Annotated in this window: 7 protein-coding genes; 3 read left to right on the top strand and 4 right to left on the bottom strand. The window is 41.4% G+C overall.

Going from position 1 to position 13,508, the window contains the following annotated elements; all coding sequences use genetic code 11:
• The first annotated feature begins 99 nt into the window (after positions 1-99).
• Positions 100-1,434 carry a PhoH family protein gene (locus AAG747_RS19805; protein WP_346822955.1) on the top strand — a complete coding sequence of 445 codons (1,335 nt, stop codon included), beginning with the start codon at positions 100-102 and terminating at the stop codon, positions 1,432-1,434.
• 397 nt (positions 1,435-1,831) lie between these two features.
• Positions 1,832-3,952 carry a carboxy terminal-processing peptidase gene (locus AAG747_RS19800; RefSeq protein WP_346822954.1) on the top strand — a complete coding sequence of 707 codons (2,121 nt, stop codon included), beginning with the start codon at positions 1,832-1,834 and terminating at the stop codon, positions 3,950-3,952.
• A gap of 223 nt (positions 3,953-4,175) precedes the next feature.
• Here AAG747_RS19800 and lolA1 read toward each other — a convergent pair whose 3' ends face one another.
• From lolA1 to AAG747_RS19785, 3 genes are all read right to left on the bottom strand, one after another.
• Positions 4,176-4,826, bottom strand: a complete 651-nt coding sequence (lolA1, locus tag AAG747_RS19795) for an outer membrane lipoprotein periplasmic chaperone LolA1 (protein WP_346822953.1) — start codon at positions 4,824-4,826, stop codon at positions 4,176-4,178.
• 63 nt (positions 4,827-4,889) lie between these two features.
• Complete coding sequence (locus AAG747_RS19790; protein ID WP_346822952.1) at positions 4,890-7,418, bottom strand: FtsK/SpoIIIE family DNA translocase; 2,529 nt, start codon at positions 7,416-7,418, stop codon at positions 4,890-4,892.
• 421 nt (positions 7,419-7,839) lie between these two features.
• Positions 7,840-9,309, bottom strand: coding sequence for a nicotinate phosphoribosyltransferase (locus AAG747_RS19785; RefSeq protein WP_346822951.1), 1,470 nt, complete (start codon positions 9,307-9,309; stop codon positions 7,840-7,842).
• Between the two features lie 565 nt (positions 9,310-9,874).
• On the opposite strand from AAG747_RS19785, the gene AAG747_RS19780 reads away from it, so the two are divergent.
• On the top strand, positions 9,875-11,905 hold the full coding sequence (locus tag AAG747_RS19780) for an OmpA family protein (RefSeq protein WP_346822950.1): 2,031 nt from the start codon (positions 9,875-9,877) through the stop codon (positions 11,903-11,905).
• 63 nt (positions 11,906-11,968) lie between these two features.
• On the opposite strand, the gene AAG747_RS19775 is transcribed toward AAG747_RS19780, so the two are convergent.
• Positions 11,969-13,246, bottom strand: a complete 1,278-nt coding sequence (locus tag AAG747_RS19775; protein ID WP_346822949.1) for a patatin-like phospholipase family protein — start codon at positions 13,244-13,246, stop codon at positions 11,969-11,971.
• Positions 13,247-13,508: the final 262 nt, after the last annotated feature.

Here is a 13,508-nt window from a genome sequence, read left to right as displayed (position 1 = left end):
AATGGTTTGTTAGGCTTAACAATTTGTTTATCTTGAAATGCATGATCTTCTAAGGGGACTTACATAGATTCGTTCAGTTGAATTTACCGATTTTCTTTTATGGCTAGACGTAAAAAGGCAACAAAGATCTTCGTATTGGATACCTCGGTAATCCTGTATGATCATAATTCTATCAATAACTTTCAGGATAATGATATTGCATTGCCCATTTCAGTGCTGGAAGAACTCGACAATTTTAAAAAAGGAAATGATACGAAAAACTTTGAAGCAAGGGAGTTCATCCGCTGTTTAGACCGGCTTTCGGAAAAAAATACCTTACATGATTGGATCCCCTTAGGAGAAAAACTAGGGCAATTAATTGTAGTGATGGATGAGTCCAGTGCTCCGGATGCCCGGGAAGTGTTTGGAGCTGAAAAAAACGACCATAAAATTCTGAATGTCGCGATTAAGTTGCAAAACCAGTTCAAATCACGCAAAGTAATTTTAGTCAGTAAGGATATTAACCTGAGAATTAAAGCCAAAGCGCTGAATTTACAGGCTGAAGACTATGAAACAGGAAAGATTAAAAATGTTGAAGCACTGTATTCAGGAAAAACGATCTTGACAGGGGTACCAGAGGAAGTTATTAACAATTTATATAAAGAAGGCTCCTGCGGTGTCAAAGACTTAGGTTTGAAAGAAACACCCTTTGCCAACCATTACTTTATCCTTAAGAATACGAACGTTTCTGCATTGGCTTTTTACAATCCGGAACTTAACCTGATCGAAAGAGTAGAAAAATACAGTGCTTATGGGATTAAGCCCCGGAATGCAGAGCAAGCATTTGCGCTTCATGCTATTTTAAATCCTAATGTGAAGTTAGTAACCTTGCAAGGGGTGGCTGGCACGGGTAAAACCCTGTTGGCTTTGGCCGGTGCGATTCAAACCCGTTCAACCTTTCATCAAATATACCTGGCCCGTCCCATTGTGCCCTTAAGTAATAAAGATATAGGGTATTTGCCCGGTGACATAAAATCGAAAATCAATCCTTATATGGAGCCTTTATCCGATAACTTGAAATTGATTCAAAATCAGTTTAAAGAAACCGATAAAGACTACAAACGGATCAAAGACATGTTGGAGTTGGAAAAGCTCTTAATATCCCCTTTGGCATATATACGGGGAAGAAGCCTTTCCAATATTTGTTTCATTGTAGATGAAGCCCAGAATTTAACTCCCCACGAAGTCAAAACAATCATTACCAGAGCCGGAGAAAACACCAAGATTATTTTTACCGGTGATATTTTTCAGATCGATACCCCTTACCTGGATACACAAAGTAATGGTTTGTCGTATCTGATCGACCGAATCCAAGGGCACTCTATCTCCGCTCATATAACCTTGGAAAAAGGAGAGCGCTCCGAGTTGGCAAATTTGGCTAATGACTTGTTGTAAGTCCTGAAAGTCAGTTTGTTACCTTTGTTGTAACAAATAAGCCTATGGTTTTATTTGGGGAAAGAGCAGAAGCAAAGCAGCATAACTCACGGCATCAACTATGTGCCGTATCCGGCAAGTGAATACGTGACCATGAATGACAAAAAACTCGCAACTATTTTAGGGGAGAGAGAGTTATACTGAGCAGAAGCAAAATGCTCCCTTATCAGTGTCTTTATATTGCTATTTTGTATGTACCTTTGGATAGTAGTATGTGCTACCTCCTCTAAAAGTACCCTGTTTTCCAAATTATACTCTAGCACAAAGTGATTTTACCAAAGATCCTGAGGTATTTTTTTAGAATTTGTGTAATATTCCTGATTAAAATCCCTACAGTGCTAATTCTATATTCAGTATTATGAAGAGAAGATATTTATATGTAGTAGTACCTGCCTTAATTGTCGTTTTATTCAGCTTTGTCATTTTTGAGAAACAGCACGACAATGTGGGGCGTAACCAATTGCTGAGTGATATAATGTTTAAAGTTCTTTTAAACAGAGCGCATTACCAGCCTCAAGAGATTGATGATAATTTGTCGGAAAAAGCCTTTAAACTATATCTCAAACAATTGGATATTAATAAGCGCTTTTTTATCAAAAGCGATATTGATGTGTTGCTTGCCTACCAAAATAAAATTGATGACGATATAATGAAAGGGGGCAATGAGCTATATACCAAGGCAATGGATGTGTTGACACAGAGAATTGATGAAGCTCAAACGTACTATCAGGAAATTCTGGACCAACCTTTTGATTATTCTAAAAAAGAAGGCTTGGAATTAGACCCTGACAAACGCGAATACGTGGAGTCAACAAACGCTTTGAAAGAGGAATGGAGGAAGTTTTTGAAATACGAAGCTCTGGTTCGCTACCATAATAAAATTGAAGCTCAGGAAGCTACCAAAGAAGGTGAAAAGAGTGAGGAAAAGCCCAAAACAAAATCTCCGGAAGAATTGGAAGTAGAAGTGCGAAGCGAATTGCTTAGAGCGTATAACAACCGTTTTGATTACCTGAAAAAATTAGATGAAGAAGACCGTTACAGCGAGTACTTAAATGCTATACTAAGCGTGTACGGCCCTCACACGGAATACTTTCCTCCTCAACGCAAAGAAACGTTTGATATGCAAATGTCAGGAAGGTTAGAGGGAATTGGGGCACAACTTTCCATGCAAGACGGGAATATCAAAGTGGTACATATCGTTCCCGGTAGCGCATCTTGGAGACAGAAACAATTGAAGGCAGAAGATCTTATTCTCAAAGTAGGGCAAGGAGAAGAAGAAGCTGTTTCCGTTGTAGGTATGTCTTTAAAAAATGCGGTAAAGCTAATCCGGGGGCCTAAAGGAACGGAAGTCCGCCTTACCGTGAAAAAGCCTGATGGGCGAATTATGGTGATTCCGATCATTCGGGATGTGGTAATTTTTGAAGAAAGCTATGCCAAATCGGCCATAATTGAAAATAACAAATCCGGGAAAAAATATGGCTATATTTACTTGCCGGAGTTTTACGCGGATTTTAACGGAACAGGAGGAAGAAGTAGCTCCGAAGATGTGAAAAAAGAGCTGATCAAGCTCAAAGAAAAAGGAGTGGAAAGTGTAATCCTGGACTTGAGAAATAATGGAGGGGGATCACTACAAGATGTAGTAAAAATGTCCGGATATTTTATTGAAGAAGGACCGGTAGTACAGGTACAAGACCGTAGAGGGGAACCCACTATTCTGAGCGATACCGATCCGTCTGTAACTTGGGATGGCCCACTGGTGGTGATGATCAACGAGGCCAGTGCTTCGGCTTCCGAGATTTTAGCGGCTGCTATGCAAGATTACAACCGGGCTTTGGTTGTTGGCAGCAATTCTTTTGGAAAAGGTACGGTACAGCGCTTTCTGGAATTGGATCACTATGTGAATCCTAACTATTCTCAATACAAGCCTTTGGGTTCGCTGAAATTAACCATTCAGAAGTTTTACCGGATCAATGGTGGAGCCACGCAAGAGCAAGGGGTTTCTCCTGATATCCAGTTTCCGGATAGCTATATGTATTTGAAAATCGGAGAAAAAGAACTGGATTATGCTATGCCTTGGGATGAAATTGCTTCCGCTTCGTACGAAAAATGGGAGTTGCCGGCCTCTTTAAAAGCCAAACTTGCCGACCGAAGCAAGCAGAGAGTAGAAGGGAATCATATTTTCAATTTAATTGAACAAAATGCGAAACGGCTGCAAAAGCAAAGAGAAAATACCTTCCAATCTTTGAGTTATGCGGATTTCAAAAAAGAACAGGATAACTTAAAAGAAGAAGCCGAGAAGTTTAAAAACCTATCGGAAAACAGTGAGACACTGAAGTTTACTTCTTTGCAAACCATCGGTATGGAAACCCGTTTGGATTCCATCCGCTCTGCTTCCGAAGCCGATTGGTTGGATCAGTTAGAGAAGGATATTTATGTACAAGAAGTTACTTCGATCTTTGACGATTGGAAACAGTATTGATAAGGCTTGATAAAGTGTGAAAAAGCCGGGTAAGCCATCGTCTTACCCGGCTTTTTTAGTTGCCTTGAGTGGCTTTAAACCTATTGGAAAGTGGATAAATGAGCGGGAAAGAGAGGGAATACGTTTGGTTGTAATGTAAGAGGTTCATGAAAACGGATACAACAAAAAAGCCCTTTCCGAAGGAAAAGGGCAAATGCTTTAATAGTCTATATTTGAGAACGGTTTATCGCAAGTCAATTTCTTCAACTCCCGGATACTTACTCTTATTGAAAACAAAATCCGAATCACTGACACTCACATTTGAAGTAAAGTTTTTCACTAAGAACTCATACGACCGTCCATTCTTTTCAAAGATTTTCCATTGTTGGATGGTATTATCGCTTTTGCTGATATACAACGTAATTTGAAAAAAACTCAAGTTACGGTCTTCCGGGTGAAGCTCCACAATGGAACAATCCTTATTGTTTACTTTTTCATTGCCATTCAACCTGTATTTATATCCGTCTTTGTAAATGGAGTGTAAGTCCGTGATATTTACTTCCTCGGGATCAGGCTCGTATTCGGTAATGGTTACCTCATTGATACTTTTGATATAGGTCCATACTGTTTTTTGGTTATTAAAAATTTCCTGATCTCCCATGTCCAGATGGTATTGATTGTCCTTTACCGTGATCTTTCCCTCCATGCTTTCTTTCTGTTTTGTTGCGGTGTTTTCGAGTTGGTATTTGAACTGGGCAGTAAAGGCTGGAATTTGTTTGTATTTAGCGCTCATAGCATCCAATACTTTCAAGGCCTGAGGGTCTTTGGTATTTTGTGCAAACAGTGAAAAAGAGGTGAATACTACGCTAACTACTATGGTCAATAATTCTTTCATTAGTCTGTCTTTTGATTTGTTTTCAATAGCTAATTACGAAAAAAGTAAAGTTTTGGTTAGTTCCTATTTACCTAAAGAGTTCAAAAGTTGCTCCAAAGTATATTCATCCTGAATCAATACTTGGCGGGCTTTACTTCCTTCAAAAGGTCCTACAATTCCGGCCGCTTCCAATTGGTCAATAATCCGGCCTGCCCGGTTATATCCCAGGCTGAGCTTTCGCTGGATCAAGGAGGTGCTACCCTGTTGGTGGGTAATCAACAAACGGGCAGCCGCTTCAAACATATCATCTCTTTGGGCCAGGTCCACTTTTCCGATTTCATTTTCTTCTGTTTCATATTCCGGCAACAAATAAGGCGTTTCGTAACCCTTTTGTTCTCCAATATGTTCACAAATTTTTTCTACTTCTTCCGTATCTACATATGCACATTGCAAGCGGATGATTTCGGAACCGTTTGACAACAACATATCTCCCATACCGACTAACTGATCAGCGCCTCCGGTATCCAGAATGGTTCGCGAGTCAATTTTGGAAAACACACGGAAAGATAAACGGGCCGGAAAGTTGGCTTTGATAATCCCTGTAATTACATCTACAGAGGGACGTTGTGTGGCCAAGATCAGGTGAATTCCGATGGCACGGGCTTTTTGAGCCAGTCGGGCAATGGGCATCTCAATTTCTTTACCTGCGGTCATCATCAAATCGGCCAACTCATCAATGACCAAGACGATATAGGGCATAAAACGGTGTCCTTTCTCCGGGTTAAGCCGTCTACGTACAAATTTATTATTGTACTCTTTGATATTCCGGGTATGGGCGTCCTTTAATAGTTTATAGCGAAGTTCCATTTCGGTGACCAGTGAACTCAATACATGTACAGCTTTGGTCGTATCGGTGACAATGGAATCTTCGGCATCGGGTAGAGTTGCTAAAAAGTGCCGTTCAATTTTGTTAAACAGAGAAAGTTCAACTTGCTTGGGATCGATCATCACAAACTTGACCTCGGCAGGGTGTTTTTTGTAGAGAATCGAAGTAAGAATGGTATTGATCCCCACGGATTTTCCCTGACCGGTGGCCCCTGCCATCAACAAATGAGGCATTTTCGTTAAGTCCGTAATAAATACATCGTTGGAAATCGTTCTTCCCAAAGCGATGGGCAAGGCTTTATTGGTATCTACAAACTGCTCTGAATCCAATACCGAGTGGATGGACACCATTTCCCTGTTTTTATTAGGTACCTCAATTCCAATGGTCCCTTTTCCCGGAATCGGAGCGATGATCCGGATTCCCAAGGCCGCCAAACTTAAAGCAATATCGTCTTCCAGATTCCGGATACGGGAGATTTTTACCCCGGCATCCGGTACAATTTCATACAAGGTTACCGTAGGCCCGATAGTCGCTTTGATCGAAGCTATTCCGATTTTAAAGTTGCTAAGGGTTTCTACGATTTTATCTTTATTTTCTTCTAATTCTTCTTTGGTCACCCTCACTTTTTGAGAACCGGTATTATTGAGTAACTCCAAGGTCGGTTTTTGGTAATTACCCAAATCCAATTTAGGATCATAAAAATCCATATCCTCTACCGAGACGGTAGGCGTATTGTCCGATTGGTCGGGAATATTCACCAGAGAGGCCTCTTGTACTTGCGAAGTATCTTCAATACTCAACTGTAATTCCTGAGGTGATTTAGCATCTTTTTGAACAGATAGTTGATTAGGCGTTGCCGGTACAATATCCCATTGTTGATCCTCTTTTCTTGACTTTTCTTGACTTGTCTCTGTTTTTTCTGAAGGTTTTGCAGGTTCCTTTCTCTTTTGGGTCGCAGGTAAGGTTGTGTTTGGAGTGGTTTGCGGATCCTCTTCCTCTTCTTCCTCCTCTTCTTTACTTGGCTTGTTGTTAGTAACGGCATCCCGGGTATTTTCTACCACATTGCCAAGGGTAGTTTGAACCTTCTTTTTAAAACCGAGCACTTGGCTTAAATCAAAGAAATACACGACAAAGACGGCTAAAGACAACACTAAAAAGAAAACAGTCCCCCAGCCCACAAAACTGTTGAGTACAAAAGCCGACTGGTATCCGATTTTTCCACAGATAAAGGCCAAATTGGTATGTGATTCGGAAACCAACACGATATAGCCCAACAAAATACTAAACCAGAGCATGGCAAAAAGCATAGTACTTATGGTAGGATTCATGGGGAGAATGGTCTTACGGAATACAATTTCAAAACCCACAAAAAACAATAAGGGAGAAAGCAAAATAGAGGGAATTCCAAACCACTCATAAATAAACAGGTGGGAAATCCAGGCGCCAATGAGCCCCAGCCAATTTTCTACCTCCAATCCTGAATTGATTAAACTTCCGAAACCCAAACTTTCCACTACACTTTGGTCTGCTTTTCCACTAAATAAAAAACTTACAATGGATAAAAACAGCGTCAATGAGGAAAAAAGCAGCAAAAATCCCAGGCTGAGCTTAAACCTGCGGTCTTTGTAGAATTGAACGTTTATTTGGAAATTGCTATCGCGTTTTTGGGAAGAGGCCTGACGTTTTGGGGCTTTCTTCTGCTTGTACGTATTTTTTTTAGATGCCATGTATGTTTGTTCAATTAGTTAATTATAATTCCCCTTAAGGAGAATCATTGAAAAATATGCCAAACGTGCTCTTGGGTTTTCGCTTGTTAGTCGTTGAGAACAAAATAATTTTTTGAAAGGGTTTTTATAGTACAGTTTAATTACGTTGATGGCCAAGCCTCATCCTTGATTTTTTGCCATCTCATTTTTTTCTATTGGGTAATAGGAGCGGTTCAGGCAAATTGACAAAAAGATCCTATATGCTTCTATTTATAATTTACAAAAATAGTCTTTTAAAATTAATTTTTGAATGCAAAAGAGGGCATTGCCCGGTCTTCTCCGAAACTTATTGATAAAGCTGTTTGAAATAGGTCCGGATTCCATAATGCATTGAACAACAAAAAAATTTCTTCAAACAGCCTTATAAGTTTATGATTCGCGATCAGCCTTCTCTTAGTTTAAGGATAAGGGATTTTTTGAGTTCATGTAAACGGCTCTCTAGCCCTACCGGATAACTATGTGGGTTTGCAAAACGCTTGATACTTCGGTGAAACGATTGTAACTCCTGTTGAGTTTTGTCACGGATGGTGGCAATTTTCGGAGATTCATAAATCCGCTTCCCTTTTCTGAATATGGGAACCAACAAATCCTTATAAGGAGTATTGGAAGCAATGCGTTTTTTCCGGGTGTCATCCATCGGGTCAATGATCAGGTGGTTATTTTTAAGGGCTTCTTCTTGGTTGTAGATCATATCGGCCATACTTTGATCACCCTGATAAAACCTGCGTACTTGTTGTACTCCGGGGTTTGAGATCTTAATTTTTTGTTCGGACAGTTTGATTTTGTATTCCCAATGATCGTGGTTGTCTTTGATGGCGGCAATTTTATACACGCCACCCAATGCGGGCTGGTCATACGAAGAAGCCAACTTGGTGCCCACACCCCAGATATCTATTTTGGCATCCTGTTGATCCTTCAAACTGGCAATCAGGTATTCATCCAAATCATTACTGGCCACAATTTTAGCGTATTTCAATCCTGCTGCATCCAGCAATTTACGGGCTTCAATACTCAAATACGCCAAGTCACCGGAGTCCAGCCGGATTCCAGCCATTTGATAGCCCTCTTTTTCCAGTTCTTTGCCTACCTGGATGGCTTTTTTCACGCCTTCCAATGTATTGAACGTATCCACCAAAAAGATACAGTTGTTCGGCATGGCCTTGGCATAAGCCCGGAAAGATTCCGCTTCATCTTCAAAAGACATCACCCAACTGTGGGCATGCGTACCTTTTACCGGTATATCAAAGAGTTTGCCCGCAAGTATGTTAGAGGTGGCATCGCAGCCCCCGATATAGGCAGCCCTGCTGGCAGCCAAGGCACCGTCAATACCTTGTGCTCTGCGCATACCGAATTCCAAAATCGGATCGCCTTTGGCGGCGAGTGTTAAACGGGCGGCTTTGGTGGCAATCAAACTTTGGAAATTAATAATATTCAATAGAGGGGTTTCGATAAGCTGACATTGAAACAGCGGACCTTTTACGCGAATCAAGGGCTCATGCGGAAATACCATGGTACCTTCCGGAATGGCATCTATATCACACTCAAACTTCATTTCCTGTAAGTAATCCAGGAAAGCCGGTTCAAACAGCGGTTTATCATCATTTCCCGTCAAGGAACGTAAATAGTCCAGATCGCTGGGTTCAAACTTAAAGTTTTCCAGGTAGTCGATTACATATTCCAATCCGCAGTTGATCACATATCCTCCGTGAAAAGGGTTATTGCGAAAGTACAAATGAAAGACAGCCTCTTTTTCGGTGGTTCCGGTTTTCCAGTAGCCATAGGCCATTGTGACTTCATACAGGTCGGTAAACAAGCCCAGTGAAGTTTTATAGAGATCTTTGGTCAGTTTCATTATGTTTTAATATTATCGTGCAAAATATTTGGGTATATTATTTGAATTGGAGCATGGTTAACTATTCATACAATTGTGATCAGTGATAACAACCTGGGTAAAATAATCAATATGCCCATTGAATGAAGGATCTGAAAATGGTTGATTTCTGTTCGAATCTAGGAAATTTCATAACTTTAAAAAAATAGAAAGCCAGTCATTTAGCGAAGTTGGATAGAGGAATTACATGCAACGGCATATATTCGGCCGGGTTATTTCGGGAAGTGTATTCCACATTTCACCGCTTCATCTTTGACGATCCCAAGAAACGAAATGTATTAAAACATGCTTCCGGACAAATGGCCACCGGACTTCCTTCATCAATGGGATAAGATGTGAGGGAGTAGCTGATCATGTTTGATACTGATATGTGATGAATAGCAGGCAAGTAGTTGCTTTACCTAATAAGTACAGGTATTTAGAACAAATAAAATAACAAGTGCTTAAAAACATAAACGTTGGATAGATGAGCACTGAAACGTAAACTAATGACACAAACTGAATAATGAGGAAAAAGTTTTTTAGTATGCTGATATGCATGGGATTGTGTGTAGGGGGATGGGCACAACACATCACGGTTCAGTGGGCTAGTGAAGTGGTAGGTGTTTCCTCTGAATATGGAGCAGGCACCACCTCTAAGCAATATAAAGCCATACAAGCATTGGGAAAACCTAATAAGCTACCTGCCGCCGGTAGTAGCCCATGTGCCTGGTCACCAGCCAAACCGGGTTCGGTGCATGAAGAATGGATAAAAGTAGGGTTTGAGTATCCGATGCGTATTTGCCAATTGGTGGTAGCCGAAAGCTTTAATCCCGGAACCATATCAAAAATAGAAATTACGGATACTCAGGGCACTTCTCACCGGATTTATGAAAATACCAATCCCGGAGCTATTCCGGAGAAAGGGAGGATGCTGAGCGTATTGATGGATACAACTACATTTCCCATTACCTCGGCCAAAGTTGTACTAAAAACCAATTCGGTTCCTGGCTGGAATCATATTGATGCCATCGGAATCTCTACTGGAAAAGAAAAACTGGAAGCGAAAATTAACTTACCGGAGAAGCTCACAACATCTGTGGAAATCGAGCATTTACCAGTGCAGATAAATTCCGCTTATGATGAGATTCTACCCATTATCTCTCCGGATGGAAAAACGCTTTATTTCGACCGGAAAAATCATCCGGAAAACTTTCGGAAAACGAGTGAAAAAGTTACCAAAGACGATATCTGGGTAACGACCTTCGAAAACGGGCAATGGACCACAGCCCGGCAAATGCCCGCTCCGCTGAATAACTTTAACCATAATTATATTTGTTCGGTCACTCCCGATGGCAACACCTTGTTGTTGGGCAATGTTTATCATCAAGACGGGTCCGCCAGTGGGGGAGTATCAATCAGTAATAAAATTAAAGAAGGTTGGAGCTTTCCGGAGAAGTTGATCATTCAGAATTACGAAAACCTCAGCAAGTTCAGTGAATATTCATTGGCCAATAACAAAAAGGTACTTTTACTGGCCATTGAGGACAGTACCAGTTATGGTGACCGGGATTTGTATGTGAGTTTTAAAACAAAAAATGCAACAGGAAAGGAAGTGTGGTCCAAACCTTTGAACCTCGGGTCAAAAATCAACACGGCAGCTCCGGAACTGACTCCCTTCTTGGCATCTGATGGGTATACCTTATATTTTTCATCGATGGGGTTCAGTGGTTATGGCAGTGCGGACATGTATATGGCCAGGCGCCTGGACGATACCTGGACCAACTGGACCGAGCCTGTGAATTTGGGTCCTGTATTTAATTCTGAAGACTGGGACGCTTCCTATACCATCGATGCCTCCGGAGAGTATGCTTATTTTGTCTCATATAAAAATTCAATTGATAAAAGTGCGGACCTCTTCAGGGCCCGGTTGCCCGAAACCTTAAGGCCGGACCCGGTCGTCTTGATCAGTGGCAAGGTATTGAATCACAAAACCCATGAGCCATTAGCTGCGGAAATTGTGTACGAGGACTTGCGAAGTGGAAAAGAAGTCGGTACGGCATTTTCAGATCCCAGTACCGGTATTTACAAAATTATTCTTCCGGTAAATCACCGTTATGGTTTTTGGGCCAGAGCGGAAAGTTACCTCTCACAGCATGAAAATATTGACCTGAGCCATACGGCTCATTACAGTGAATTGCAAAAAGACTTGTATTTAACGCCCTTGGAAGTAGGTCAGTCCATTGTGCTGAACAACATATTTTTTTACCAAAGTAAAGACCTGTTGTTAAAAGAATCCTTTTCGGAATTGAACCGGATTGCCGAAACCATCTTGAAGCACCCCCATCTTGAAGTCGTACTGGAAGGCCATACAGACATTGGTGGCGATCCCACCTTGAATATGGAGCTTTCGAAAGAACGGGTAAAGGCCGTCAAAACGTATTTGATTTCCAAAGGCGTGGATTCGCTCCGTATCAAAACCAAGGCTTTCGGCAGTACCCGTCCGCTCTCCAGAAGCCGCGATCCGGAACATAAAAAAATGAACCGAAGAGTGGAGTTCAGAGTCTTAAAAATGTGAGGAGAAAGAGCTTTATATCCCTTTCTCCTCGCAAAAGACCAAACAGTAAAATGCCCCCAACGTTTATAAGTAATGTTTGATCATGGAAGGCCGCTCATTGATCAATACTTTCCGGGTTTCCTTATAATAATCCCAACGGAAGTTATCCAAAAACTCCATGGCACGGGTAGCCCCCAAGTTAAATAGTTCAACCTTTTCCTGGTCCGGTAGGTTGTAGTTCAACCAGTTGAATTGCTTGTCGGCATTAATCCTACAGATAAGTTGTTTGTAATCGTCATTACGAAGCAGGAAGTCCAGGTCGTGAATTTGACGCATGGTACCCAACATCCCTCCCATAAAGCCCGGAAAGTGTGAAGTATCGGCAGGCTCTTCTCTGAAAGTACTCAGTCTTACCCCAAAAGTCGGTTTGTTAGGCAGGCGGTTTTTAATATGAAAGGCATTGATCGGAAAAGTAGAGACCAAGCCTCCGTCTACAAACTTTACTTCCGAAGGAATGGCCCCACGGTAGCCCGCATATTCCATCCATTCGGGGTGATTGCTCTGGCCGGCACCGGGCAGGTTTTTCAGTGTCAGGGGCTCAAAGAAGAAGGGAATGGCCATGGAAGCCCGTACAAAAGATGCCGGATGAGGGCTGTTTTTTGTCAGGTCCCAATACAAATGGGCCATTTTGGGAAATTCCACTTTGGTTTTGGTAGTGACTTCGGCCGATATAATCGCCAGCTTGACCGCATCATAATGGATTTCGATATGTTCGCGATGGTGCAAATGAGGGATTTGCCGGAGGGCTGTTTGTAAAGCTTCCAATGTGCTTGCCTGATGCTTTTCTAGGATGTTTTTCAGCCAATTTTCAAAGGCTTTTCCCGGATTAACCCCCATTCGTTTTTTGAGAAGCTTTTTAATCAACAAAGCATTTTTAAGAAGTTTTAAAGCGACTACTTTGTACCGGCCCCTGCTGGCAATGGCTTTTTGTAACAATCGTTTGACCCGTTCGGGGCCATCGACAAAATCAAATAAATTTTGATCCTTGAGGTATCCTAAAATCCGTTCCGACTTTTTTTCATTGATCTGACCGGTGGTTGCCATCAATAGAGCGTTGATTGAGCCTGCAGAAGTCCCCGCCAAGTTGAAAAAGCGAATGCCCGCTTCCTCCATAATATAGGTGTACCCGAGCAGGGCTATGCCCAGGATGCCGCCTCCTTCTTGCACCAAATCCACATATTGATGATGTTGGTCGTCAACGATGTCTGAGACGATAAAATTAGGGTCCTTTTTTAGTTGATGCGCTTTATTTCGCAGCTTGAGAATCGTGTCATTGTTTAGAAATTGATCGAGGTTCATCATGGCTTCCGGAGTTTTTCAGGTAGTAGTTGAAATGATTTTTTGAGTATTTGCTAATTAGGTAGTTGTAGGTGTTGTTCTATTGCAAAGTTGGTATTTCTACTTACATCACCAAGAAAATCCATGATTAGTTCTGTGTGGGTGACGCTTACCCGGTTTCAAAAATAAAGTTTTCAAATTAGGGAAATCTTTTTACCCTCTATACTTTTACAGTAGGATATTTTTTGTTGAAAAAATGTTCGAGAAAACTGGAAAATATTCCCTT

The organism is Rapidithrix thailandica (assembly GCF_039710355.1).
GTDB classification, from domain to species: Bacteria; Bacteroidota; Bacteroidia; order Cytophagales; family Flammeovirgaceae; genus Rapidithrix; species Rapidithrix thailandica.
This window is presented reverse-complemented; position numbering and strand designations above follow the sequence as displayed.

Excerpts from the sequence above, each read along its gene's own strand:
- AAG747_RS19785 (WP_346822951.1), bottom strand. The coding sequence starts at position 9,309 with ATGAAACTGACCAAAGATCTCTATAAAACTTCACTGGGCTTGTTTACC.
- AAG747_RS19775 (WP_346822949.1), bottom strand. The coding sequence starts at position 13,246 with ATGATGAACCTCGATCAATTTCTAAACAATGACACGATTCTCAAGCTG.
- lolA1 (WP_346822953.1), bottom strand. The coding sequence starts at position 4,826 with ATGAAAGAATTATTGACCATAGTAGTTAGCGTAGTATTCACCTCTTTT.
- AAG747_RS19800 (WP_346822954.1), top strand. The coding sequence starts at position 1,832 with ATGAAGAGAAGATATTTATATGTAGTAGTACCTGCCTTAATTGTCGTT.
- AAG747_RS19790 (WP_346822952.1), bottom strand. The coding sequence starts at position 7,418 with ATGGCATCTAAAAAAAATACGTACAAGCAGAAGAAAGCCCCAAAACGT.
- AAG747_RS19805 (WP_346822955.1), top strand. The coding sequence starts at position 100 with ATGGCTAGACGTAAAAAGGCAACAAAGATCTTCGTATTGGATACCTCG.
- AAG747_RS19780 (WP_346822950.1), top strand. The coding sequence starts at position 9,875 with ATGCTGATATGCATGGGATTGTGTGTAGGGGGATGGGCACAACACATC.